At 67.2% G+C, this 24,625-nt stretch carries 18 protein-coding genes; 13 read left to right on the top strand and 5 right to left on the bottom strand.

Translation table 11 applies throughout. From position 1 onward, the window contains the following. Positions 1-75 precede the first annotated feature (75 nt). Together secD and secF are read left to right on the top strand one after the other, a co-directional pair. Positions 76-1,941, top strand: coding sequence for a protein translocase subunit SecD (gene secD / locus AC3WOS_RS07770; RefSeq protein ID WP_492715309.1), 1,866 nt, complete (start codon positions 76-78; stop codon positions 1,939-1,941). A 48-nt stretch (positions 1,942-1,989) separates the two neighbouring features. After that, on the top strand, positions 1,990-3,012 hold the full coding sequence (gene secF / locus AC3WOS_RS07765; RefSeq protein ID WP_492715308.1) for a protein translocase subunit SecF: 1,023 nt from the start codon (positions 1,990-1,992) through the stop codon (positions 3,010-3,012). Positions 3,013-3,095: 83 nt separating this feature from the next. Here the strand turns inward: secF and AC3WOS_RS07760 are convergent, their stop codons facing one another. Then, a complete protein-coding gene (locus tag AC3WOS_RS07760; protein WP_492715307.1) occupies positions 3,096-3,539 on the bottom strand; it encodes a lipocalin-like domain-containing protein in 444 nt (147 codons plus the stop codon). 169 nt (positions 3,540-3,708) lie between these two features. Between AC3WOS_RS07760 and AC3WOS_RS07755 the strand changes: the two genes are divergently transcribed. The 3 genes from AC3WOS_RS07755 to AC3WOS_RS07745 all read left to right on the top strand — a co-directional run bounded on the left by AC3WOS_RS07755 (position 3,709) and on the right by AC3WOS_RS07745 (position 6,764). Continuing rightward, complete coding sequence (locus tag AC3WOS_RS07755; RefSeq protein WP_492715306.1) at positions 3,709-4,404, top strand: helix-turn-helix transcriptional regulator; 696 nt, start codon at positions 3,709-3,711, stop codon at positions 4,402-4,404. A 61-nt stretch (positions 4,405-4,465) separates the two neighbouring features. Continuing rightward, positions 4,466-5,083 carry a glutathione S-transferase family protein gene (locus AC3WOS_RS07750; RefSeq protein WP_492715305.1) on the top strand — a complete coding sequence of 206 codons (618 nt, stop codon included), beginning with the start codon at positions 4,466-4,468 and terminating at the stop codon, positions 5,081-5,083. A 307-nt stretch (positions 5,084-5,390) separates the two neighbouring features. Next, the gene (locus tag AC3WOS_RS07745) at positions 5,391-6,764 is read left to right on the top strand and encodes a sensor histidine kinase (protein ID WP_492715304.1); all 1,374 of its coding nucleotides are present in this window, start codon (positions 5,391-5,393) and stop codon (positions 6,762-6,764) included. An 83-nt stretch (positions 6,765-6,847) separates the two neighbouring features. On the opposite strand, the gene AC3WOS_RS07740 is transcribed toward AC3WOS_RS07745, so the two are convergent. The 3 genes from AC3WOS_RS07740 to AC3WOS_RS07730 all read right to left on the bottom strand — a co-directional run bounded on the left by AC3WOS_RS07740 (position 6,848) and on the right by AC3WOS_RS07730 (position 8,530). Next, positions 6,848-7,684 (bottom strand): HDOD domain-containing protein, encoded by an 837-nt coding sequence (locus AC3WOS_RS07740; RefSeq protein ID WP_492715303.1) that lies wholly within the window; start codon positions 7,682-7,684, stop codon positions 6,848-6,850. A 103-nt stretch (positions 7,685-7,787) separates the two neighbouring features. Beyond that, positions 7,788-8,069 carry a hypothetical protein gene (locus AC3WOS_RS07735; protein ID WP_492715302.1) on the bottom strand — a complete coding sequence of 94 codons (282 nt, stop codon included), beginning with the start codon at positions 8,067-8,069 and terminating at the stop codon, positions 7,788-7,790. Beyond that, positions 8,066-8,530 carry a MarR family winged helix-turn-helix transcriptional regulator gene (locus tag AC3WOS_RS07730; protein WP_492715301.1) on the bottom strand — a complete coding sequence of 155 codons (465 nt, stop codon included), beginning with the start codon at positions 8,528-8,530 and terminating at the stop codon, positions 8,066-8,068. The genes AC3WOS_RS07735 and AC3WOS_RS07730 overlap by 4 nt, the downstream gene beginning before the upstream one ends. Positions 8,531-8,666: 136 nt before the next feature. Between AC3WOS_RS07730 and AC3WOS_RS07725 the strand changes: the two genes are divergently transcribed. Then, complete coding sequence (locus tag AC3WOS_RS07725) at positions 8,667-9,578, top strand: DMT family transporter (RefSeq protein WP_492715300.1); 912 nt, start codon at positions 8,667-8,669, stop codon at positions 9,576-9,578. Between the two features lie 47 nt (positions 9,579-9,625). Beyond that, positions 9,626-10,573, top strand: a complete 948-nt coding sequence (locus tag AC3WOS_RS07720) for a GlxA family transcriptional regulator (RefSeq protein WP_492715299.1) — start codon at positions 9,626-9,628, stop codon at positions 10,571-10,573. A gap of 6 nt (positions 10,574-10,579) precedes the next feature. Here AC3WOS_RS07720 and AC3WOS_RS07715 read toward each other — a convergent pair whose 3' ends face one another. Next, positions 10,580-13,177 carry a transporter substrate-binding domain-containing protein gene (locus tag AC3WOS_RS07715; RefSeq protein WP_492715298.1) on the bottom strand — a complete coding sequence of 866 codons (2,598 nt, stop codon included), beginning with the start codon at positions 13,175-13,177 and terminating at the stop codon, positions 10,580-10,582. Between the two features lie 270 nt (positions 13,178-13,447). On the opposite strand from AC3WOS_RS07715, the gene astC reads away from it, so the two are divergent. The 6 genes from astC (at position 13,448) to AC3WOS_RS07685 (ending at position 24,621) form a co-directional block, all read left to right on the top strand. Further along, positions 13,448-14,668, top strand: coding sequence for an acetylornithine/succinylornithine family transaminase (gene astC, locus AC3WOS_RS07710; RefSeq protein WP_492715345.1), 1,221 nt, complete (start codon positions 13,448-13,450; stop codon positions 14,666-14,668). A 101-nt stretch (positions 14,669-14,769) separates the two neighbouring features. Next, positions 14,770-15,807 carry an arginine N-succinyltransferase gene (locus AC3WOS_RS07705; RefSeq protein WP_492715297.1) on the top strand — a complete coding sequence of 346 codons (1,038 nt, stop codon included), beginning with the start codon at positions 14,770-14,772 and terminating at the stop codon, positions 15,805-15,807. A 26-nt stretch (positions 15,808-15,833) separates the two neighbouring features. Next, positions 15,834-16,892, top strand: a complete 1,059-nt coding sequence (gene astA, locus AC3WOS_RS07700; RefSeq protein ID WP_492715296.1) for an arginine N-succinyltransferase — start codon at positions 15,834-15,836, stop codon at positions 16,890-16,892. Continuing rightward, on the top strand, positions 16,885-18,366 hold the full coding sequence (astD, locus tag AC3WOS_RS07695; RefSeq protein WP_492715295.1) for a succinylglutamate-semialdehyde dehydrogenase: 1,482 nt from the start codon (positions 16,885-16,887) through the stop codon (positions 18,364-18,366). The genes astA and astD overlap by 8 nt, the downstream gene beginning before the upstream one ends. Before the next feature lie 8 nt (positions 18,367-18,374). Further along, positions 18,375-19,718 (top strand): N-succinylarginine dihydrolase, encoded by a 1,344-nt coding sequence (gene astB, locus AC3WOS_RS07690; RefSeq protein WP_492715294.1) that lies wholly within the window; start codon positions 18,375-18,377, stop codon positions 19,716-19,718. 190 nt (positions 19,719-19,908) lie between these two features. Beyond that, positions 19,909-24,621, top strand: a complete 4,713-nt coding sequence (locus AC3WOS_RS07685) for an NAD-glutamate dehydrogenase domain-containing protein (RefSeq protein WP_492715292.1) — start codon at positions 19,909-19,911, stop codon at positions 24,619-24,621. Positions 24,622-24,625: the final 4 nt, after the last annotated feature.

Here is a 24,625-nt window from a genome sequence, read left to right as displayed (position 1 = left end):
CCCCCCCCCCCCCCCCCCCCCCCCCCGTCCTGCATCCGACTTGCATCCGACGCCTAACATTGAACGTTGAACACTATGAATCGCTATCCTGTCTGGAAATACATCCTCATTGCCGTCGCCATTCTGCTGGGCGCGCTGTACACGGCGCCTAACTACTTCGGCGAATCGCCGGCGGTGCAAGTCACCAGCGGCAAGTCCACCGTCAAGATGACGAGCGAGATGGCAGCCCAGGTGGCCGCCGTGCTGCAGAAGGAAAACCTGGCGGTGGAAGGCGTGAGCTTCGACGGCACCGGCACCTACGCCTCCGTGCGTGCCCGCTTCGCCGACACCGACACCCAGTTCAAGGCCAAGGCCGTGCTGGAAAAGGACTTGAACGCCGATCCGGCCGATCCGACCTACCTGGTGGCCCTGAACCTGCAGCCCAACACCCCGAAATGGATGCAAAGCCTGCGCGCCCTGCCCATGTATCTGGGCCTGGACCTGCGCGGCGGCGTGCACTTCCTGATGCAGGTGGACGTGAAGGCGGCCCTGACCAAGCGCGTGCAAGGCATCCAGGCCTCGGCCCGCAGCCTGCTGCGCGACAAGGGCGTGCGCCACGCCGGCATCGACCGCGTGGGCGACGTCATCGAGATCAAGTTCCGCGACGAAGACACCCGCGCCAAGGCGCGCGAAGTGCTGTCGTCGTCGATGGCCGACCTGTCCATGGTGGACGGCGGCGCCGGCAGCGAGCTCAAGCTGACCGTCACCCTCAAGCCGGCCGCCCTCAAGCAGACCATCGAAGAAGGCGTCAAGCAGAACATCGCCACCCTGTCCAAGCGTGTCAACGAGCTGGGCGTGGCCGAACCCATTATCCAGCAGCAGGGCCCGGACCGCATCGTGGTCCAGCTGCCCGGCGTGCAGGACGTGGCCCGCGCCAAGGCCGTGATCGGCCGCACGGCCACGCTGGAAGTACGCATGGTGGACGACACCATCACCCCCGGCACGGAACTGTCGGCCGCCATCCCGTTCAACTCGGAACTGTTCACCGTCGGCAAGGGCGTCCCTGTCGTGCTGAGCAAGGACGTGGTACTGACGGGCGACTACATCTCCAGCGCGACGGCCAGCTTCGACCAGAACCAGCAGCCGGCCGTGGGCATCGACCTGAACGGCGACGGCGGCCGCAAGATGCGCGACGCCACCCGCGAACGCGTGGGCAAGCGCATGGCCATCGTGCTGTTTGAAAAGGGCAAGCCGGAAGTGCTGTCGGTGGCCACCATCCAGAGCGAACTGGGCAGCCGGTTCCAGATCACCGGCATGGGCAATGCGGAAAACTCGGCCGAACTGGCCCTGCTGCTGCGCTCGGGCGCCCTGTACGCGCCCATGGACGTGATCGAAGAACGCACCATCGGCCCCCAGCTGGGCGCCGAAAACATCAGCAAGGGCTTGCATTCGACCATGTACGGCTTTGCCGCCATCGCCGTGTTCATGATGGCCTACTACATGATGTTCGGCTTCTTCAGCGTGCTGGCCCTGGCCTGCAACCTGCTGTTGCTGATCGCCTTGCTGTCGCTGATGCAGGCCACGCTGACTTTGCCCGGCATTGCCGCGATCGCGCTGGCGCTCGGTATGGCAATTGACGCCAACGTGCTGATCAACGAACGCATCCGCGAGGAACTGCGCGGCGGCGCCTCGCCGCAGCAAGCCATCTCGGTCGGCTTCGACCGCGCCTGGGCCACCATCCTGGACTCCAACGTGACCACGCTGATCGTCGGCCTGGCGCTGTGGGTGTTCGGTTCCGGCGCCATCCGCGGCTTCGCCGTGGTGCACTGCCTGGGCATCCTGACGTCCATGTTCTCGGCCGTGTTCATGTCGCGCGGCGTGGTCAACCTCTGGTATGGCCGCAAGAAGAAACTGCAATCGATCGCCATCGGCACCGTGTGGGTGCCCGGCCTGTCGAAATAAGTTCACCGTCCCGCCGCGGCGGGACGGGCTCCAACCTCAGAGGATTTCATGGAATTTTTCCGCATCAAAAAAGACATACCGTTCATGCGCCACGCGCTGGTGTTCAATGCCATCTCGGCCTTGACCTTCGTCGCCGCCGTGTTCTTCCTGTTCCACAAGGGCCTGCACTTCTCCGTCGAGTTCACGGGCGGTACCGTGATGGAGCTCAAGTACGCCAAGCCGGCCAACCTGGAAAGCATCCGCCACACGCTGGAAAAGGTCGGCTATGAACAGCCGGAAGTGACCAGCTTCGGCACCGCGCACGACGTCATGCTGCGCCTGCCCGTGATCAAGACCGTGACCGGCAACGCCGCCTCGCAGCTGGTGTTCGACGGCCTGTGCAAGACCGAGCAGGGCACGCTCAAGCGGATCGACGGCGTCAGCGCCAAGGGCGAGCAAGTGACCAAGACGGCCTGCGTGGACGGCGCCGGCACGGAACTGGTGTCGCTGCAGAAGGTGGAATTCGTCGGCCCGCAGGTGGGCGACGAGCTGGCCCAGAACGGCATGAATGCGCTGGCCATGGTGATCGTCGGCGTGATGATCTACCTGGCCGTGCGCTTCGAGTGGAAGTTCGCGGTGGCGGCCATCATCGCCAACCTGCACGACGTGGTCATCATCCTGGGCTTCTTCGCCTTCTTCCAGTGGGAATTCTCGCTGACGGTGCTGGCGGCCGTGCTGGCCGTGCTCGGTTACTCGGTCAACGAATCGGTCGTGATCTTCGACCGTATCCGCGAGAACTTCCGCAAGCAGCGCAAGATGTCGGTACATGAAGTGATCGACAATGCCATCACCAGCACCATCTCGCGCACCATCATCACCCACGGCTGCACCCAGATGATGGTGCTGTCGATGCTGTTCCTGGGCGGCCCCACGCTGCACTACTTCGCCGTGGCGCTGACCATCGGTATCTGCTTCGGCATCTACTCGTCGGTGTTCGTGGCGGCGGCCGTGGCCATGTGGCTGGGCGTCAAGCGTGAAGACCTGATCAAGCCGATCAAGGAAAAAGACGAGACGGACGGCGCCGTCGTCTAAGCGCCCCCGGTCGCAAAAAATGGGGACGTACCCCGATTTGATCTTTATCAAATCGGGGTACGTCCCCATTTTCTTTGCCGGTGTCAGGGCTGGGCGCGGTGGACGCTGCCTTTCATGGCCGTGGGGCAGGCGGTCGAGCGGATGCGGAAATAGCTGCGGCCGTCGTCGAGCGAACGCAGCACGATCTTTTCCTGCGTCAGGCTGACGATCTTGTCCTTGAGGATGGCGCCGTCCGACAGGAAGGAGGTGAGGACGCCGTCGCGGATGTTCCAGCGCACGGTGATGCGCTCGACCAGCTTGCGGCAGGCCATGTCCTTGTACTCGTAATAGGTGTAGGTGCCGTTGGCCAGGAAGGTCTCGCGCGAGGGGATGCGCTCGTAGTCGGGGCTGTCCGGCGGATTGATCCAGGTGCCGGCCAGCAGCGCGCTCAGGGCCGCGTCGTCCGATTCGTTGTCGGCCGCGGGACAGGCCGGCGGCAGCAGCAGCACCGCGGTCAGCATCAGCGCCGCGGCAGTTTTTTCTAACATGCGATGTCCTTGCGCCTGCCGGGCGGGGTAGGGGCCGGGCGGTGCAGAGTGTTGGTAAATGGAAATAACAATGGGCAATAGGATAATCCAGGATGCGTGCTGACAGCCACAAATTTGTCATAATGCCGTACCGGCCGCATGGTCAAACTGTTGCGTGGATGGGAAAACGATGAGCCGTACGGGCCGATTATTCTTGCTGATGGATGCCATGCGCGGTTACCGCCGTCCCGTCACGGCGGCCAGGCTGGCCGAGCAGCTGGGAGTGTCCGAACGCACCATCTACCGCGACATCCAGACCCTGGCCAGCCTGGGCGCCCCGCTCGAGGGCGAGGCCGGCGTGGGCTATATGCTGCGGGCCGGCTTCTTCCTGCCGCCGCTGATGTTCGGCGCCGACGAGCTCGAGGCGCTGGTGCTGGGCGCGCGCTGGGTGCGCCGCCAGGGCGACGAGGCGCTGGCCCAGGCCGCCACCAATGCCTTGGCCAAGATCGCCGCCGCCACGCCCAAGGACTTGCGCGACGACATGGCCGAAACCAGCCTGTGGGTGCCGCTGGGCGTGAGCCAGCCCGACGCCAGCGACGCCTTCGTGCGTCCCGTGCGCGAAGCGATCCGTTACCAGCACCGGCTGCGCATCCACTACCGCGACGAGCACGGCGCCGAGTCGGAACGCTATGTGTGGCCATTCGCGCTGGCCTTCCTGGAGGGCAAGCGCCTGCTGGCGGCGTGGTGCGAGCTGCGCATGGCCTTCCGCCACTTCCGCATCGACCGTATCGCGGCGGCCGAATCGACGGGCCAGCGCTATCCGGCCCGGCGCCACGACCTGCTCAAGACGTGGCGCGGCGAACAGGGCTTGCGCGAAGACTCCTGACAGAAACTGTCAGCGGCCGGGCCTAGCATGAAGTCCTCAACCCACCCTATGGAGACTGACCATGCGCCTGTACTACCATCCCGTTTCTGCCAATGCCCGCCGCGTCACCCTGGCCGCCCAGCACATGGGCGCGCCGCTGGAGCTGACGGAAGTGAACCTGCTGGACGAGGCCGACCGCCGCCGCCTGCTGGCCATCAACCCCAACAACAAGGTGCCGGTGCTGCAGGACGGCGACTTCGTGCTGTGGGAATCGTGCGCCATCATGCAGTACCTGGCTGACCGGACCCCGGGCCACACCCTGTATCCGCAGGACGTGCGCCAGCGGGCCGACATCAACCGCTGGATGTTCTGGGGCGGCGAGCACTTCGCCCCGGCCCTGGCCACCTTCGCCTTCGAGCACATCTGGAAAGGCGTGACGGGCCAGGGCGGCCCCAATCCGGCTGAACTGGAGCGCGCCGGCAAGCTGGTGGCCCGCTTCGCGGCCGTGGCCGACGCCCAGCTGGCCGGCCGCCAGTGGCTGCTGGGCGACAGCCTGACCCTGGCCGATTTCGTCGTGGCCACGCCCCTGATGTACATCGAGCAAGCCCACCTGCCCGTCAAGGACTACGCCCACCTGATGGCGTGGTTCGGCCGCGTCCAGCAGCTCGAGGCGTGGAAGCGCACGGAGCCGGTCTGGTAAATCGGTCTCCTTATGTGCGCTGCCGCACGGAAAGGGGGGAGGGCCGGGCGTATGCTGCCTTCATCTCTTTCGGGAGATCCCTAGTTTTGGACTTTGCCCGCCTCCCCGGCGGGCTTTTTTTTGACTCGACGAATAGGGTGCAATCCGGAAAACCGTGTCAAAAAAGGGGTACGTCCCCATTTTTTTATCCGGCTTCCGCGGGTGCTCTGCTGCATAATTTGTGTGCAAAAAAAAGTTCAACAGGGCCATTGCGGTGGCATAGAATGGTTTGCATTCGTCTGGCTATGTGATCAGGAGGAGCCGTTCCGTGAACCATTCCGCGCATGAGATACCCGACAGCTTCCTGCGCAAGTGGCAGGATACGACCAACGTCATGGCCCATATCTTCGAAGTGCCAGCCGGCCTCATCATGCGGGTGCTGCCGGAGCAGATCGAAGTGCTGGTCTCCAGCCACACGGACGGCAATCCCTACGAGGCCGATGAAAAAGCCCACCTCGACACCGGCTTGTACTGCGAGACGGTGATGGCCACCCGTAACGTGCTCAGCGTGCCCAACGCCCTGCAGGACGCGCAGTGGCAGCACAATCCCGACGTGGCCCTGAACATGATTTCCTACCTGGGCGTGCCGCTGCTGTGGACCGACGAGGAAGTGTTCGGCACCATCTGTGTGCTCGACAGCAAAACCCGCCATTACCGCACCCGCTATGTGGACTTGCTGTGGGAAATCAAGAAAAGCATCGAGGCCGATTTCAAGGTGATCCAGCAGCAAACCCGCCTTATCGCCAGCAACCTCGAATTGCGCGACGCCGTCGAACGCCAGCGCACGGACGCGCTGGCGCTGCAGCGCAGCAACGTCGAACTGCAGGCGGCGCTGCAGACGCTGCAAACCATGCAGGCCGACTTGCTGCGCTCGGAAAAGATGGCCGCGCTTGGTTCGCTGGTGGTGGGCATCGCCCATGAGCTCAATACGCCGATCGGCAATTGCCTGATGGCGGCCAGTACCATGCAGGCCCAGGGCGCGGAATTTGCCGACGAACTGGCCCGTGGCCTGACCCGGACCCGGGCCGCGTCCTTTGCCCAGACCGTCAACCAGGGGGCCGATATCGTGATGCGGGGCCTGGGCCATGCGGCCGAGCTGGTGGGCCGCTTCAAACAGCTGGCCGTGGACCAGTCCGGCCTGGAGCGGCGCCGTTTCCTGCTGGTCGATGCCATGCTGGACCTGCGCACGTCGCTGCGCACGGTGCTGGGCCAGGCCAGCGTGGTCACCACCATCCCGTCCGAGTTGTCGCTCGACAGCTACCCGGTCCAGCTGCAGCAAGTGCTGGCCAGCCTGATCACCAACGCCGTGCTGCATGGTTTCGCGGGCCGGCCCCACGGCACGGTGACGGTGACGGCCGAGGCGCTGCCGGACGGGCTGGTGCGCCTGGCCGTGCGCGACGATGGCGTGGGCATCGCGCACGAACACCTGGGACGGGTGTTCGATCCCTTCTTCACCACCCGGCTCGGCCATGGCGGCAGCGGCCTGGGGCTGCATATCACATACAACCTGGTCCATACGGTGCTGGGCGGGACCATAGAGGTCAGCAGCGATCCGGGGCAGGGCGCCTGCTTTACGCTGCTGCTGCCGCAGGTGGCGCCCGAGCCGGTGACGCACGACAGCGCCGGCAACGTGCTGCATTGAGAACGGCCGCAGACGGAAGCCAGGGGCGGGAGCCTGGGCCGGAGCCCAGCGGCCAGAAGAGAGCGCAGCGGCCTGCGCGCTGCTTACAGCATGAGGACGGCGAACAGGGCCTGCACTTCGTGGGCCGATTCGGCCAGAATGTCGTGCAGCGTGCCTTCGCCGACGAGGAAGTCGATGGTGCGCGCGCCCAGCAGCGTGGTGGCGCCGGGGCGTTCTTGCAAGGGCGAGGGGACGGGCGCCAGGTCGTTGGCCAGCAGCAGCGTGTCGCCCAGGGTTTCCGGCGGCAGGGCCCGCAGGCCCACCCACATCGCTTCCACGGCCTGGGCCACCGGCTCCGGGACCACCAGCTTCTTGAGCACGCCGCGGCCGATTTCGGCCTCGCCGAATTCGATCCAGTCGCCCGGTTCGCCGTCCAGGATGCCGGGCCAGGCGCCGGCTTGCGACAGCAGGTAGAAACCGCCCACTTCGTGCACGATGCCGGCGAACATGGCCGTGTCCGGATCCACATGGGTTACCCGGCGCGCGATCACCTGGGCCAGCGCGGCCACATGGGCCGTGTGTTCCCACAACTGGGCCGCCTTGGCCTTGACGGCCGGGTCGCTGGACTGGCCGCCCAGCTGGCGCACGATCAGGGCCGCCACCTGCGACTGCAGGGTGCGCATGCCCAGCCGCTGCACGGCCGCGCGGACGCTGGAAATTTCATTACCGGAACGGTTGTAGGCGACGGCGTTGGCGATGGCCACGGTGCGGGCCGCCAGCAGGGGATCGGCCTGGATCAGCTTGGCCGCCGCGTCGATATGGCAGTCGGGATCGCCCAGCGCCTGCTGCAGGCGCAACGAGGCGTTGACATTGGTGGGGAACGTCAACTCTCCCCGGCTCGCTTGAGCTGCGATCTGCTTGAAGGCGTCCAGTCTGTCCATCGAAAAAATTATACTCGGAATATTGCCGTGTGGAACTTTTTCGCAAAATACTTTTCTATCCCTTGCGGCATGTCAATAGCATGCCGCAAGGGTGTGGTACGGATCAGGCCTCGCTGAAGATGGCGTCGCAGCCATCCTGGGTCGCGTCCGTGTCCTGCAGTTCATCGACCAGGCCCAGGTCGAACAATTCCTCGATCGCGTTCATGAAGCTGTTGTGCTTGGTCGCGCCGATCAGGCGGTAGATTTCACCTTCTTCATTGCGGATGCCGATCAACAGCTTTTCCTGGCGCACGACGTCCGGCGTGCTGACGTTGAGCAACAGATTGCCGATGATGTGTTTATCGAATTTGGCAGGTTTCTTGCCTTCGAGCAGAGTCGTTTTCAAAAGTTTTCCTTGGTTGAGTCGTGGGTGGCCGGACTGCCGCCGATAATGACAGTTTTGAGTGCGGACAGGGTTTTTTCAAGGGCCGCGTAGTCCTCTTCCGTAAAATTGGCGAAGACTGCGCCGCCCCTGGCCACAACGCGGGGAAATACGTCGTGGAACGTGCGTTCGCCGGCCGCCGTGAGACGGACGAAGAACGAACGCTTGTCGTCGGCGCTGCGCTCGCGCTGCACCAGGCCCTTGTGCTCAAGACGCTCGATCACCCCGGTCAGCGTGCCCTTGGTGATCAGGGTCTTTTCGCCGAGTTCCTTGTACGACATGCCCTGCGTGTTGCCCAGCGTGGCGATGATGTCGAACTGGGCGTGGGTCAGGCCGCACTGGCGCACGTGATCGGCCGACAGGCGTTCAAAACCCTGCATGCATTCGGCCAGCAGCCGGATACTTTTCAAATAGCGTTCACCCATAGACCATGATTATAGCTGGCCGGGGCGCCGCTTCCCGGCCCCGGCCCGCCAATTTCACCGTGGAGCGGGTACACTATGGCTCCCCGGCCGCCGACGTTGGCGCGCCGCAACCTGCCAGCCTTCCGTCGAGACCTGTTTGAAGCCCTCTGCGCCCCTGCATCTGCGCGGCATCGCCGCCCTGTTGACCGTCACCCTCGTCTGGGGCACCACCTTTCCCGCCATGAAGGAGATGACGGGCGCCCTGTCGGCCAGCGCCATCGTGCTGGTGCGCTTCGCCCTGGCCGGCGTCCTGCTGGCGCCGTTTTTGTGGCGGGCGCGGGCGGGCGACCTGTGGCAGGGCTGGCTGGCCGGCGTCGTGTTGTTTTTCTGCTACGTGTTCCAGATCGAAGGCCTGGCCTTGACCAGTTCCAACCGCAACGCCTTCCTGACGGGGCTGAACGTGCTGGTGGTGCCCTTGCTGGGCATGGCGGCCGGCAAGCTGCCCGAGCGCCGCATCGTCGTCGCCTTGCTGCTGGCGCTGGCCGGCCTGTTCGCCCTGTGCTGGGACGGCGGCATCAGCTGGGGCCGGGGCGACACGCTGGCCCTGCTGGCGGCCCTGTGCTTCGGCCTGTACGTGAAGATGATGGAGGCGGCCACCCGCAAGGTGGAGCGCCTGATGACGCTGACGGCGGCCCAGATCGTCACCGTGGCCCTGTGCGCGGGGGCCTGGCTGCTGTGGCGCGACATGCCGTCCGGCGCCCAGGCCGGCGCGTGGCAGGCGGCCACCTGGCAGGCCGTGCTGGACTACAAGAGCAACCTGATCTACCTGGGCGTGGTGGCCACGGCCGCCATCATTTCCCTGCAGACGTGGGGCCAGCGCCACAGCAGCGCCAACGAGGCGGCCGTGATCTATGCGTTCGAGCCGGGCTGCGCCGCCATTTTCAGCTATGTCTGGCTGGACGAGCGGCTGGCGTGGAACGGCTTGCTGGGCGCGGCGTTGTTGATCTCCGGTATGATAGTGAGCCAGTGGAGCAGCACCCGGCCCGCCGCCGTGCTGGCGCCCGAATGAGCGCCGCGCCACCGTCCCGCCCGCCCCGTCAGAACTGAATTCGCCGTATGCCATTTTCCTCCCTATCCCGCCTGGCCCAGGAACAGCCGCTGCGCCTGCTGCTGGTCAACGCGGGCGAGCCGGACGCCATCACCTGGGCCGGCCTGGTCCAGCCGCTGCGGCTGGCGGCCCAGATGCTGGGACCGGACCAGCTGCGGCTCGACATCCTGAGCCCGCAGCAGGCCGCCGAGGCCCAGCCCGGCTGGCACCTGGCCTTGCTGGTGGCCGACGAACACCAGGCGCCGCCGCCGCCGGCCCTGCTGCGCACGGTGGTCGAACGCTGCCGCTCGGCCCGCTACTGGGGCGGGGTGGGGGCCGGCGTGCTGTGGCTGGCCGACGCCGGCCTGATGGCGGGCGTGCGCATCGCCCTGCCGTGGGCCCTGTACGCGGAAACGGAGGCGGCCACGGAACGGGCCATCCTCACGCCCCATCTGTTCGAGCTGGACGGGCGCATGCTCAGCTGCTGCGGCGGCGCGGCCAGCATCGATTTTGCCCTGACCCTGGTGGCGGCCCTGTACGGCGCCACGGTCCAGGCCGCCATCAAGGAAAGCCTGTGCATCGACCGCGTGCGCGGCCACGAGGAGCGCCAGCGGGTGGCGCTGCAGGCCCGCTTCGGCGCGCTGCAGCCCAAGCTGTCGGAAGCGGTGACGCTGATGGAGGCCAACATCGAGGAACCGTTGTCGACGGACGACATCGCCGGCCTGGTGGGCCTGTCGCGGCGCCAGCTCGAGCGCCTGTTCAAGCAATACCTGGGCAGCCTGCCGTCGCGCTACTACCTGGAGCTGCGCCTGCAGCGGGCCCGCCAGCTGCTGCTGGAGACCAACCATTCCATCGTCCAGGTGGGACTGATGTGCGGCTTCTCGTCCGGTTCGCATTTTTCCACCGCCTTCGGCGCCCTGTTCGGCAATACCCCGCGCGAGGAACGCCAGCGCAAGCTGATGCCGCCGGCCGCCTGAGCCCGCTCAGATCGGCGTCTGGACGGCCGGCCCGCCGGCGTCCGGCAGCGCCACCATGCCGTGCGCGCCGCTGGCGTTGCGCGCGGTGAGCTGGGGCGCCTTCAACGGCAGGCTGATCTGGAACAGGGTGCCGGCGCCCGGTTCGCCCTGCAGCGCGATGGTGCCGCCCAGCACCCCCGTCACCAGCGTCTGCACGATGTACAGGCCCAGGCCGGAACCGCCCTGGCCCAGCCGGGTGGTGAAGAAGGGGTCGTAGATCTGGCCGCGGTATTCGGGCGGGATGCCCTTGCCGTCGTCCGTGTAGGTCAGCAGCACGCGCTCGCCCTGGCGCTGGGCGGCGATGCGGACCCGGCCCCCCTTGCGCCCTTCGAAGCCATGCACCAGCGAATTTTCCAGCAGGTTGGACAGCACCTGGGCCAGCGGCCCGGGGAAGCTGTCGAATTCGATGTCGGGCGCCACGTCCAGTTCGATGTGGTGGCCGCGGTGCTTCCACGCGTTGTGGTGGCTGGCGATCACTTCCTCCACCGTGCGCCGCAGGGGAAACTGGCGGCGCCGCACGCTGGCCTGGTCCACCGCCAGTTCCTTGAAGTTGTCGATCAGCCCCGCCGCGCGGAAGGTATTGCGTTCGATGATCTCGCTGGCCTGCTGGCACTGGGCCACGAAGGTGTCGGCCGCCGAGCGCTTGAGCAGTCCGGCCGCCAGCGCGCGGGCGAAGCTGTCCACGTGGGCCTTGAGGGTGGTGGCGGCCGTCAGTGCGCTGCCCAGCGGCGTGCTCAGTTCGTGCGCGATGCCGGCCACCAGCCGCCCCAGCGAGGCCACTTTTTCCGTCTGCAGCAGCTGTTCGGCCGCCAGCTTCAAGTCCTCGTTGGCTTGCTGCAGCTCGGCCGTGCGGGCCGTCACGCGCTGCTCCAGCACATTGTTGAGCTCCTGGATTTCCGCCTCGCGGGCGCGGCGCACGGTCACCTCCTGTTGCAGCTCGGCCGTGCGGCGCTTGACCATCACCCGCAGCTGCACGATGAAGGTGACGGCCACCAGCACGGCCAGCGCCAGCGCGCCCAGCGGCCGGTAATCGATGTCGTGCGCGTAGTGGACGGTGCTCCAGTTCTGGCGGAAGGCGTCGCGCTCGGATTTGGGAATGGCGGCCAGCGCCGCGTTCAGGATGGGCACCAGTTCCGGCCAGTCCGAGCGCACGCCGATGCCGATCTGGTAGCGGTAGTCCGTCTCGCCGGCCACCCGCACATCGGTCGCGCCCAGCTCGACCAGCTGGTGGGTGCCCGTCAGCAGGGGGGCGACGATGGCGTTGACCTTGCCGTTGCGCAGCAGGTCGGCGCCGGCCCGGAAGTTACTGACCGGTACCACGAGTACGCCGGGCCAGTCGTGCGGCAGGGCGTCGGCCACCACCGTGCGGGCCGCCACGGCCACCCGCTTGCCGGCCAGCCCGGCCAGGCCGCCCATGGGCGCGGTGGCGGTGCCGGCAAAGATCACCACGGGCGTGCTCATATACGGTTCCGTCACCGTCATGTAGCCGGCCCGGCCCGGCGTCTGCGAGATGGCCGACACCAGGTCCACCTGGCGCCGCTCGATGCGGCCGATTTCGTCGGCCACGTCGCGCGCCGGCACCAGTTCGAAGCGCACCCCCAGCTGTTCCTCGATGCGGCGCAGGAAGTCGAGTGAAATGCCGTGCAGGGCGCCGTCGTCGCCGCGCCATTCGATGGGCGCGCGGGCGCTGTCGACGGCCACCCGCAGCACGGGGTGGGCCGTCAGCCAGGCCCGCTGGGCCGCGGTGACGGGCAGGTCGCGCTGCACGGGCGCCCCTTCCGCCGTGGCCAGCCAGCGCGAACGGATCAACGCATGCTCGTCGGCCGTGATGGCGGCCACGCCCTTGTCGACGATGGACAGCAGTTCGGGTGCATCGTTGCGCAAGGCCAGCCGTATGGTGGCCGCCTCCGAGTAGTAGTACAGCAGGGCGATCTTGAGGGACGCGCCGGCCGCGCCGATGGCGCGCTGCACCACGGGCAGGTCGTCGAAGTAGGCGTCGGCCTCGTGGCGCAGCACGCGCGCCATGCCGTCCTGCGAGTCGTCCACCTCCACCAGCACGCAGTCCGGGCAGCGCGCCTTGAGCACGGGCACCCGCACCGAGTTGCGCACCACGGCCACGCGCTGGTGCGCGTAGTCGCCCAGCACGCGGGTGGCGCCATGGTCGGACCGGGTCGCCATGGCGATCGGCAGTTCCAGGTAGGGGATGGAGAAATTGAGACGGCTCCTGCGCTCGGGCCGTTCGCGCGCGCACAGCACGCCGTCCACCTCGTGCGCCATGCCCTTGGTCAGGGCCTGGTCCCAGGTGGAGCCGACGTAACGCAGCGTGAGGCCCGTCTTGCGCGCCACCAGTTGCGCGTAGTCGTAGCAGGCGCCCGCGTAGGCATCGCCGTCGGCGCGGCGGAACGCCATGGGGGGATTGAACTGGTCGAGCGCCATGGTCAGCACGGGATGGGCCTGCACCCAGGCCTGCTCCCGTGGCGTCAGCGCCACTTGCGCCGTCGCCAGCGCGGGCCATCCCAGCAGCATGAGAAGAAATATTGCCAGCTTGACCAGTGCCGTGTGCATGTGAGTGAGCCTTTAGCCTGTGCGCGCCCGATGCCGTACAGCATAGCCGACTATTTCGCCGGCGGGCATGGCCGCGTGCATAAACTGCGCGGCCGCGACACATCCGGGCCATTTGCGATACGCATGCCGGGCAAAAATGAAAATCCTTGTCGCCATTAGAAAAGAGTTTTAGCATGCCGCTTTTTATAATGGGTGCTCCAGCGCGGCCGCCGTGCCGCCACCGTACCCACTTTGATAGGGAAAGCCATGAACGCCAAGCTTGATACGACCGTGACCACACGTCCTGTAAATCGCCAGACCTTCGACGAAGTGCTGGTGCCGACCTACGCACCTTCGGCCATGGTGCCGGTGCGCGGCGCCGGCCTGGACCTGTGGGACCAGAACGGCAAGCAGTACCTGGACTTCACGTCCGGTATCGCGGTCAACTCCCTGGGCCACTGCCATCCGGTGCTGGTCGAAGCGCTGACCAAGCAGGCCAACACCCTGTGGCACCTCGGTAACGGCTACACCAACGAGCCGGTGCTGCGCCTGGCCCTGGCGCTGACGGAAGCGACCTTCGCCGACCGCGCCTTCTTCTGCAACTCCGGCGCCGAGTCCAACGAAGCGGCCCTGAAGCTGGCCCGCAAGCACGCCCACACCAAGTTCGGCGCCCACAAGTCGCGCATCGTGTCGTGCTTCCACTCGTTCCACGGCCGTACCCTGTTTACCGTCTCCGTCGGCGGCCAGGCCAAGTACACCGAAGGCTTCGAGCCGCTGCCGCCATCGATCGACCACATTCCGTACAACGACATCGAAGCGGCGCAGGCTGCCATTACCGATGACGTGTGCGCCGTGGTGGTCGAGCCGGTGCAGGGCGAAGGCGGCGTGGTGCCGGCCGATGCCGACTTCCTCAAGGAGCTGCGCGCCCTGTGCGACAAGACCGGCGCCGTGCTGATCTTCGACGAAGTCCAGTGCGGCATGGGCCGTACCGGCGACCTGTTCGCCTACATGGGCTACGGCGTGACGCCGGACATCCTGACCTCGGCCAAGGCGCTGGGCAACGGCTATCCGATCGGCGCCATGCTGACCACCAACGAGCTGGCCGCCAGCCTGGGCGTGGGCAGCCACGGCACCACCTACGGCGGTAACCCTCTGGCCGCCACCGTGGCCCTGAACGTGCTGGAGACCATCAACCAGCCGGCCTTCCTGGCCCGCGTCAAGCAAGCGAACCAGGTGCTGGTGGCCACGCTGCAGAAGCTCATCGCCGACTACCCGCAGGTGTTTACCACCGTGCGCGGTTCCGGCCTGCTGCTGGGCATGGTCGTGGCGGAAGGCTTCAAGGGCCGTTCCAAGGACATCCAGAAGGCTGCCGAAGCCCATGGCCTGATGCTGCTGATCGCCGGCACCGAAGTGGTGCGCCTGGCGCCGGCCCTGATCGTGACGGATGCCCAGATCGCCCAGGCCGACCGCCTGCTGCGCGCTGCGCTGGATGACCTGACCAAGGCCGCCTGAGCTTAGCGAATAGTTCGCCCCGCCGCTCCCGCCCCGCGCGGGAGCGCTGCGTTTTACCACACCGGCATCCGCAAGCCTGGTTTGAAATTGAAGGAGCTCCCATGTATGTTGTCCGTCCGGTAGAAATTGCGGATATTGCGGCCCTGGAAGCGCTGGCGGCTGTGACCATGCCGGGTGTCCATACGCTGCCCAAGACGCGCGAGCAGATCGCCGCCCTGGTCGAACGCTCGATCGCCTCGTTCGCCGCCCACGTCGACATTCCCAGCGAAGAGTCCTACCTGTTCGTGCTCGAATCGCTGGCCGACCACACCATCCTCGGCACCGCGTCGATCTACGCGGCGGCCGGTTCCAACGGCACCTATTTCTCGTTCCGCAACGACGTGATCCAGCAAGTGTCGCGCGACCTGAACATCAGCCATAGCGTGCATGCGCTGACGCTGTGCTCGGAGCTGACCGGCTATTCCCAGCTGTCCACCTTCTACGTCGACCCGCAGGTGCAGGACGCGCCCGAAGCGGCCCTGCTGTCGCGCGCCCGGCTGCTGTTCGCCGTGCTGGCGCCGCAGCGCTTCGCCGAGCGCTTCTTCGTGCCGCTGGCCGGCATCACCGACGCGCAGGGCGGTTCGCCGTTCTGGGATGCGCTGGGCCGCAAGTTCTTCCAGATGGACTTCCTGGACGCCGAACGTGTCATCGGCGGCGCCCGCAACCGTACCCTGATCGTCGAGCTGATGCCGCACTATCCGGTGTACGTGCCGCTGCTGCCGGGCGACGCCCAGGCGGCCATGGGCCAGATCCACCCTTCGGGCGAACTGGCCTTCAACCTGCTGACGGCCGAAGGCTTCGAAGCGGACGACTACATCGACATCTTCGACGGCGGCCCTATCCTGCAGGCCCACAAGCACGCGCTGCGCACCTTCACCGGCGCGCTGCAACGACGCGTGGCCACCTGCCCGGCCGAGCCGGACCGCAACCGCGAGCCGCCCGTGACCTACGCCATCGCCACCGGCGCCGACCAGCACTTCCGCGCCGTCGTCATGGCCTGCGCGCCGCTCGAAGCGCTGGCCGCGGTGGCGCTGCCGGTTGACGTGCAGGCCGCATTGCAGGTGACCGACGGCGACACCGTCGTCTGCGTCCGTCTCTAAGCACACTGTCAAACATTGGAAATCCTATGCTAGTTGTACGCGCCATCAAAGCCGACGACCTCGACGCCCTGTACCACATGGCCACCCAGGTCGGCAGCGGCATGACCACGCTCAAGCCGGACATGAAGATGCTGGGCGACCGGGTCAGCATCGCCGTCGCCTCGTTCGCCGAAACCATACCGCCCGAAGAGCGCGACTACATGTTCGTGATGGAAGACACCGACAGCGGCCGCATCGCCGGCGTGTGCGCCATCAAGAGCGCCGTCGGCCTGACCGAACCGTTCTATAACTACCGCATCGGCACCCTGGTCCACTCCAGCCGCGAGCTCGACGTGTTCACGCGCATGGAAACGCTGTACCTGTCGAACGACCTGACGGGCAGCACGGAACTGTGCTCGCTGTTCCTGCATCCGGACTACCGCAGCGGCAACAACGGCAAGCTGCTGTCGAAATGCCGCTTCCTGTTCATCGCCCAGTTCCCGCACCTGTTCACGGAAAAGCTGATCGCCGAAATGCGCGGCTACCAGGCCGAGGCGGGCCGCTCGCCGTTCTACGAGGGCCTGGGCCGCCACTTCTTCAAGATGGACTTCAACCACGTGGACGAACTGACCGCGCTGGGCAAGAAGTCCTTCATCGCCGAGCTGATGCCGCGCCAGCCGCTGTACGTGGCCTACCTGCCGCAGGAAGCGCAGGACGTGATCGGCAAGGTACATCCGTCCACCGCGCCGGCGCGCCGCCTGCTAGAGCAGGAAGGCATGCACTTCGAAGGCTATGTCGACATCTTCGACGCCGGCCCCGTGCTGCAGGCCCGCGTGTCCGAACTGCGCGCCATGCGCGACAGCACGCTGGCCCAGATCGGCCCGGCCGGCGACTGGGACGCGGCCTGCGCGCCCGAAACGGCGCCGGCCGAACCGGTGCTGGTATCGAACACCAATATGCGCGACTTCCGCATGCTGCTGTCGCATGCGGCCCCCGTCAACGGCGCCATCGCGCTGCCCGAAGCCGAACAAAAGCTGCTGCACTGCCATACCGGCGACTCCGTGCGCACCCTGTCTCTCAACGTGAGGAAGAACCCAAATGTCTGAAGCGAATACCCGATTGAGCAACTTCATTGGCGGTCAATGGCTGCCCGGCAGCGGCGCCGAACTGGTCACCGTCAACCCGGCCAACGGCCGCCAGACCTGGGCCAGCCGCGAGGCGACGGCGCAGGACGTGGCGCGCGCCAGCGCCGCCGCGCGCGCCGCCTTCGACGGCTGGGCACTGACCCCGCTGGCCGAGCGCATCGCCGTCTGCACCCGTTTCCGCGACCTGCTCAAGGCCAACGCCGAGGAACTGGCGCAGCTGATCTCCGAGGAAGTGGGCAAGCCGCTGTGGGAGTCGCGCACCGAAGTGACCACCATGGCCAACAAGGTCGACATCTCGGTCCAGGCCTACGGCGCCCGCACCGGCGAGAGCCACAACAAGGTAGCCGACGGCGAGGCCGTGCTGCGCCACCGTCCGCACGGCGTGTTCGGCGTGTTCGGCCCGTACAACTTCCCCGGCCACCTGCCCAACGGCCATATCGTGCCGGCCCTGATCGCCGGTAACACCATCGTCTTCAAGCCCAGCGAGTTCGCGCCGCGCACCGCCGTGCGCACCGTGCAGCTGTGGCAGCAGGCCGGCCTGCCGGACGGCGTGATCAACCTGGTCAACGGCGGCCGCGACACCGGCATCGCGCTGGGCCAGGACGCTGAGCTGGACGGCGTGCTGTTTACCGGCAGCTGCCAGACCGGCACCGCGCTGCACAAGCAGTTCGGCGGCCAGCCGGGCAAGATGCTGGCGCTGGAAATGGGCGGCAACAACCCGCTCGTGATCTGGGACGTGCAGGATATCGACGCCGCCGTGTTCATGGCCATCTCCTCGGCCTTCATCTCGGCCGGCCAGCGCTGCACCTGCGCGCGCCGCCTGATCGTGCCTGACAACGCGCAAGGCCAGGCCATCGTGGCCCGCCTGGTGGACGTGGCCAGCCGCCTGACCGTGGGCGCGCCGGACGCCGAGCCGGCCCCCTTCATGGGCCCCGTGGTGTCGGCCGCCGTGGCGCGCCGCCTGGTGCAGGCCCAGGCCGACATGGTCGCCAAGGGCGGCACGTCGCTGCTGCAGATGCGCCAGCTGGACGAGAACACCGGCTTCGTCACGGCCGGCATTGTCGACGTCACCAACGCCAAGGGCATCCCGGACGAGGAATGGTTCGGCCCCCTGCTGCAGGTGATCCGCGTGGCCGACTTCGACGCCGCCATCAAGGCCGCCAACGCCACCTCGTTCGGGCTGGCCTCGGCCCTGATCTCGAACGACCCGGCGCTGTGGCAGACCTACCAGGTGCGCGCCCGCGCCGGCATCGTCAACTGGAACCGTCCCACCACGGGCGCGGCCAGCAGCGCGCCGTTCGGCGGCGTGGGCCAGTCCGGCAACCACCGTCCGAGCGCCTACTACGCGGCCGACTACTGCGCCTATCCGGTCGCCTCGATCGAGAACAGCGCGCTTGAAATGCCGGCCAAGCTGTCGCCGGGCATGCACTTCTAAGGACCATCATGGGCAACTCCGCACGCGAATTCAACTTCGACGGCCTGGTCGGTCCGTCGCACAACTACGCCGGCCTCTCGTTCGGCAACGTGGCCTCGTTCAGCAACGTCAAGAGCGCCTCCAATCCCAAGCAGGCGGCCCTGCAGGGCCTGGCCAAGATGCGCGCGCTGGCCGCGCGCGGCTTCGCCCAGGCGCTGCTGCCGCCGCAGGACCGGCCCAACTTCCGCCTGCTGCGCAGTATCGGCTTTACGGGCACGGATGCCCAAGTGCTGGCCAGGGCCTACCAGGAGTCGCCCGTGATCCTGGCTTGCGCCTACTCGGCCTCGCCCATGTGGACCGCCAACGCCGCCACCGTCAGCCCGTCGGCCGACAGCGCGGACGGGCGCACCCATTTCACGGCGGCGAACCTGAACAACAAGCTGCACCGCGCCTTCGAGCACGCGCAGTCGGCCCGCAGCCTGCGCGCCATCTTCAAGGACGACAAGCACTTCGCGGTGCATGACGCGCTGCCCGGCACGCCGGCCTTCGGCGACGAGGGCGCGGCCAACCACACCCGCCTGTGCGCCAGCCATGGCGGGCAGGGCGTGGAGCTGTTCGTCTACGGCCGCGTGGAATTCGACGCCGCCGCCCCCGCGCCCAAACGCTACCCGGCCCGCCAGACGCTGGAAGCGTCGCAGGCCGTGGCCCGCCTGCACGGCCTGGCCGGCGAACGCACCGTCTACCTGCAGCAGAATCCGGACGTGATCGACCAGGGCGTGTTCCACAACGACGTGATCGCGGTCGGCAACGGCAACGTGCTGTTCTACCACGAGCAGGCTTTTGCCGACGAAGCGGGCGGCCTGGCCCAGCTGCGCCGCGCCATGGCCGGCGTGGGCGCGGAACTGAACGCCATCCGCGTTGATACCAAAAAGGTATCAGTGGCGGACGCCGTGGCCAGCTACCTGTTCAACAGCCAGCTGCTGTCCAAGGACGGCGGCAAGATGGCGCTGGTGATCCCGCAGGAATGCCAGGAAAACGGCGCCGTGGCCAGCTACCTGCAGGAGCTGGTGGCCAGCGGCGGCCCGGTCGATGAGCTGATCCATTTCGACCTGCGCCAGAGCATGCGCAACGGCGGCGGGCCCGCCTGCCTGCGCCTGCGCGTGGCGCTGACGGACGCCGAGGCGCAAGCCATGCACCAGGGCGTGGTGATGACGGAGACGCTGTACCACACGCTGGTGGCCTGGGTCGAGAAGCACTACCGCGACCGCCTGGAGCCGGCCGACCTGGCCGATCCGGCGCTGGCGATCGAAGTGCATACGGCACTCGAAGAGCTGAGCCGCATCCTGGGCCTGCCCGGACTGTACGATCTGTAGAAAGAAGAATTCGCCCCCACATCAAGCGGATTCAGAGCGCAGTGGACGCTGCCGCCCGAAAGCGGTTAAATACACGGCATAGTAAGTAATTGGAACGGGCCAACCCCGTTCTTTTAGCGGTATCCGACCGAAGCGCCAGGCCACAAGCCGGGGCGCGCGGCCGGAATCAAAACACTAACGGAGAAAACAGATGAAACAAATGCCACAAGACCTGCGCAAGCAGACGCTCGACCTGGTCAACGCCGGCAAGCCTGCTACCGACAGCAGCCAGGTTGCGGCCCTGATCAGCGCCTGGCTCGGTTCCCTGGACGAGGAAGACCTGGCGGGCATCGCGCCCGACAGCCTGGCGCCAGTGTTGTGGGATGGTTTCACGCAGGCGTCCCGACGCGCCGCCGCCGGCTGCCAGATCGCCGCGCTGCGCTACGCGGACGGCCGCGGCGGCATGGCCACCGCCCTGTTGATCCTCAACGATGACATGCCCTACCTGGTCGACTCGATCGTGATGGCCATGCGCCACCAGCGCGTGGCCGCCAACGGCGTGCTGAACGCCGTGCTGTCCGTGCGCCGCGGCGCCGACGGCGTGGTCACGGCCGTCGGCCAGCCCGGCGACAAGGCCGAATCCTACGTCATGTGCCTGCTGGCCGAAGAGCTGCCGCAGGCCGAACTGGACGCCCTGCTGGCCCGCATCGACATGGTGGCGCGCGACGCCGCCGTGGTGCACCGCGACCATGGCGCCATGCTCGAACGCTTTGCCGCCGTGGCGGCCGAAGCGGCCGCCGTCAACGGTGAAGAAGGCCAGGAAGTGGCCGCCTTCCTCGAGTGGGCCCGCACCGAAGGCTTCGAGCCGTTCGGCTATGCCTACTACCAGGTCAAGCCGGGCGAGCGCGAACTGGAACGCGACATCCCCAGCCGCATCGGCGTGCTGCAGGACACCAGCCACCCCGTCTACGGCACCTGCCTGGCCAACATCCCCGGCGACTTCGACACCCTGTCCAAGCGCAATCACACCCTGTCCATCGTCAAGGCTGACGTGGAAGGCACGCTGCACCGCGACCAGCAGCTCGACTTCATCGGCGTGCGCCATGTGAACGCGCAGGGCGCGATCCTGGGCGAATACTGCTTCGTCGGCCTGTTCACCCGCGCCGCCACCGCCACCCCGCTGGCGCGCCTGCCGTTCGCGCGCGGGCGCATCGCCAAGGTGCTGAGCATCGCCGGCGTGCGCCAGGAAGGCTTCCGCGCCGAGAAGTTCGTCGAGATCCTCGAATCGCTGCCGCGCACGGAAGCGCTGGAAGCGGAACCGGAATGGCTGGCCGAAGTGTGCGGCGCCGTCGTCTCGCTGTACAAGCAGCCCCGCACCAAGGTGTTCGCGCGGCGCGACGTGTATGCGCGCCACCTGAACGTGCTGGTCTACCTGCCCCGTGAACGCTACAGCGCCAGCGTGGCCTCGGCCCTGGCCAAGGCACTGCAGGGCAGCTCCGGCGCCACCCACATCAGCTCCCAGACCCTGGTGGCGGACGGCCCGCTGGCCCGCGTCTACCTGATCGCCCACGCCGCGCGCTACCCGCTGGACCTGGAAACGGACATCCAGCAGCCGCTGCTGGCCGTGCTGGACGGCTGGCACAACCAGTTCGCCGCGCTGGCCGACGCCGTGTTCGACGTGCCGATGCGCACCAGCCTGCGCAAGCTGTGCGCCACCCTGCCGGCCGACTACGTGGCCTCCACCGCGCCGGCCGTGGCCTTCCACGACCTCGGTTCGCTGCTGCGCATCGAAGACCCGTCGCGCGTCTCGGTCCGCATCGAGACGGCCGATGACGCCACCACCATCCGCCTGTACTCGGTGGAGCGGGTGCCGGCCCTGTCGACCATCCTGCCGGCGCTGCATAACGCCGGCGTGGCCATCGACCGCGAGCGCGCCCATTCGATCACCGTGGGCGGCAAGCGCCACTTCGTCAGCAGCCTGTCGGTGGACGCCGTCAGCGCCGCCAAGCTGGCGCAGCCCAACGTGGTGGACGTGGCGCAGGAACTGTTCACGGCCCTGTTCAACAACGACGCCGAAGACGGCCGCCTGAATGGCCTGGTCATCGAAGGTGGCCTCAGCATGCGCGAAGTGCAGCTGGTGCGTGCCTACATGAGCTACTGGCGCCAGGCCGGCAGCCGCTTCTCGGTGCGCTACGTGGCCGAGTGCCTGCGCAAGCAGCCGGCCGTGGTGCGCCAGCTGGTGCAGGCCTTCCTGCAGCGCTTCGACCCGTCGCTGGACGAGGCCAGCCGCCTGGCCGCCCAGCAGGCCATGCACGACATCAAGCGCGGCCTGCCGGCGATCAACCACGCCGACAGCGAGGAAATCCTGGGCGCCATCACCGACCTGATGCTGGCCACCCTGCGCACCAACTATTTCCAGAACCAGCAGAAGGGCGACAAGATCATCTTCAAGTTCGACACCAGCAACCTGGCGCTGGTGCCGGAACCGCGTCCGTTCCGCGAGATCTTCGTGTTCTCGCGCCGCTTCGAAGGCCTGCACCTGCGTGGCGGCCCCGTGGCACGGGGCGGTCTGCGCTGGTCCGACCGCATGGAAGACTACCGCACCGAGGTGCTGGGCCTGGTCAAGGCGCAGATGGTGAAGAACGCCGTGATCGTGCCGGCCGGCGCCAAGGGCGGCTTCGTCTGCAAGCAGATGCCGAAGGATGCCGTGCGTGAAACCATCGCGGCCGAAGGCGAAGCCGTGTACCGCCTGTTCATCGCCAGCCTGCTGGAAATGACCGACAACCGCGTGCTGGGCAAGATCGTGCAGCCGGCCGACACCGTGTGCTACGACAGCGCCGACCCTTACCTGGTGGTGGCGGCCGACAAGGGCACGGCCACCTTCTCCGACATCGCCAACAGCATCGCCGTGCAGCGCGGCTTCTGGCTGGGCGACGCCTTCGCCTCGGGCGGCTCGAACGGCTACGACCACAAGAAGATGGGCATCACGGCCAAGGGCGCGTTCGAAGCCGTCAAGCGCCACTTCTATGAGCTCGATCACGACATCCACGCCACCGCCACCACCATGGTGGGTGTGGGCGACATGTCGGGCGACGTGTTCGGCAACGGCGCGCTGCTGTCGCGCAAGCTGAAGGTGCTGGCCGCGTTCGACCACCGCCACATCTTCCTCGACCCGAATCCGGACATGGAAGCGTCGTTCAATGAGCGGGTGCGCATGTTCGCGCTGCCGCGCTCCTCGTGGGACGACTACAACAAGGAACTGATCTCGGCCGGCGGCGGCGTCTATCCGCGCACGCTGCGCAGCATCGAGCTGTCGCCGCAGATCCGCGAGGCGCTGGCCATCGAGGAAACGGCGCTCTCGCCGGAAGAACTGATGCACCGCATCCTGCTGGCGCCGGTGGACCTGTTCTACAACGGCGGCATCGGCACCTACATCAAGGCCTCCAGCGAAAGCCACGCCCAGGTCAAGGACCGCGCCAACGACCATATCCGGGTCGACGGCAACCAGTTGCGCTGCAAGGTGGTGGCCGAGGGCGGCAACCTGGGCGCGACCCAGGCCGGCCGCATCGAATTCGCGCTGGCCGGCGGCCGCATCTTCACCGATGCGATCGACAACTCGGCCGGTGTGGATTGCTCCGACCATGAAGTGAACGCCAAGATGTGGCTGGACGTGGAAATGAACGCCGGCCAGCTGAGCGAAGCGGACCGCAACCGCCTGCTGAACGACATGACGGCCGACATCGAACGCCTGGTCCTGCGCGACAACACGCTGCAGACCCATTTGCTGGTGCGCGAAGCGCAGGACCAGTCGGGCGCCGCGGTGCAGGATGGCTACGCCGCCCTGATCGCCAGCCTGGAGGAAGAGGGCGCCCTGTCGCGCGAACTGGAACAGCTGCCCACGGTGGCCGAACTGGCGCGCCGCAAGGCCGACGGCCGCGGCCTGACCACGCCGGAACTGGCGGTGGTGATCGCCAACGTCAAGAACCGCTACAAGCGCATCCTGTCGACCCTGCCGCTGACGGAGCACAGCTGGGCCGAGTCCGTGCTCAAGCCGTACTTCCCGGACCTGCTGGTGGCCACCCGCAGCGCGCTGGCCCACCCGCTGGCCAATGCCATCCTGGCCACCGTGCTGGCCAACGAAGCGGTCAACCGCTGCGGTCCGCTGATGCTGCGCGACCTGGCGGCCGAGCATAACGTGGACGAGGCGGAAGTGATCCAGGCCTGGGGCCAGGCCTGGTCGGCACTGAGCCTGGCGTCCGTGTTCGACACGCTGGACGCCGATGCGCTGAAGATCCCGCGCCCCGTATCGATCAAGGTCGATGGCCGCTGCCGCAGCCTGCAGAAGGCCGTGATCGAAGGTGTACTGTCGGTGCCGGCCGAGCAGCTGCGCGCCGCCGGCGGCTTGGCCGAGCTGACCCGTTTGTTCGCCAAGCCGGAGCTGCTCAAGCAGCTGACCCCGGCCGACGGCAGCGCCGACGCGGACGCCGTCCCGGGCCTGCGCGCCGGGTTCGTGCAGGCGTGGAAGGCGGTCGACGCGATCGAAGCGGTGGCGGCCTTCGTGTTCGCCGCGCTGTCCGTCAACCGGCCGGCCGGCATGGACTTGCCAGCCTTCCTGCAAGTGGGCCTGAACCTGCGCAGCCAGGCCGGCATCGACACGCTGGAGCGGGGCCTGAAACTGCCGGCCCACAGCAAGTCGCAGGAACAGCTGCGCAGCTACGCCCAGCACGCGCTGCGCCGTACCCAGCAACGCCTGCTGACCCAGGTGCTGCAGCGGGCCACGGACGGCCATGACGCCAGCGAGGCGGTGGAAGTGGTGACCTGCACGCTGGGCCTGTCCGGCTACGCGGTGCCGGCGGACCTGGAACAGGCCATGCTCGATGTGTGGGCCCTGTCCGAGGCCAGCAACGCAACCGTGGCGGCATAAGCGG

The sequence above is a fragment of the Rugamonas sp. FW305-51 genome, from assembly GCF_058786935.1.
This window is presented reverse-complemented; position numbering and strand designations above follow the sequence as displayed.

Coding starts and splice junctions, on each gene's coding strand:
- secD (WP_492715309.1), top strand. CDS start 76: ATGAATCGCTATCCTGTCTGGAAATACATCCTCATTGCCGTCGCCATT.
- secF (WP_492715308.1), top strand. CDS start 1,990: ATGGAATTTTTCCGCATCAAAAAAGACATACCGTTCATGCGCCACGCG.
- AC3WOS_RS07760 (WP_492715307.1), bottom strand. CDS start 3,539: ATGTTAGAAAAAACTGCCGCGGCGCTGATGCTGACCGCGGTGCTGCTG.
- AC3WOS_RS07755 (WP_492715306.1), top strand. CDS start 3,709: ATGAGCCGTACGGGCCGATTATTCTTGCTGATGGATGCCATGCGCGGT.
- AC3WOS_RS07750 (WP_492715305.1), top strand. CDS start 4,466: ATGCGCCTGTACTACCATCCCGTTTCTGCCAATGCCCGCCGCGTCACC.
- AC3WOS_RS07740 (WP_492715303.1), bottom strand. CDS start 7,684: ATGGACAGACTGGACGCCTTCAAGCAGATCGCAGCTCAAGCGAGCCGG.
- AC3WOS_RS07730 (WP_492715301.1), bottom strand. CDS start 8,530: ATGGGTGAACGCTATTTGAAAAGTATCCGGCTGCTGGCCGAATGCATG.
- AC3WOS_RS07720 (WP_492715299.1), top strand. CDS start 9,626: ATGCCATTTTCCTCCCTATCCCGCCTGGCCCAGGAACAGCCGCTGCGC.
- AC3WOS_RS07715 (WP_492715298.1), bottom strand. CDS start 13,177: ATGCACACGGCACTGGTCAAGCTGGCAATATTTCTTCTCATGCTGCTG.
- AC3WOS_RS07705 (WP_492715297.1), top strand. CDS start 14,770: ATGTATGTTGTCCGTCCGGTAGAAATTGCGGATATTGCGGCCCTGGAA.
- astA (WP_492715296.1), top strand. CDS start 15,834: ATGCTAGTTGTACGCGCCATCAAAGCCGACGACCTCGACGCCCTGTAC.
- astD (WP_492715295.1), top strand. CDS start 16,885: ATGTCTGAAGCGAATACCCGATTGAGCAACTTCATTGGCGGTCAATGG.
- astB (WP_492715294.1), top strand. CDS start 18,375: ATGGGCAACTCCGCACGCGAATTCAACTTCGACGGCCTGGTCGGTCCG.
- AC3WOS_RS07685 (WP_492715292.1), top strand. CDS start 19,909: ATGAAACAAATGCCACAAGACCTGCGCAAGCAGACGCTCGACCTGGTC.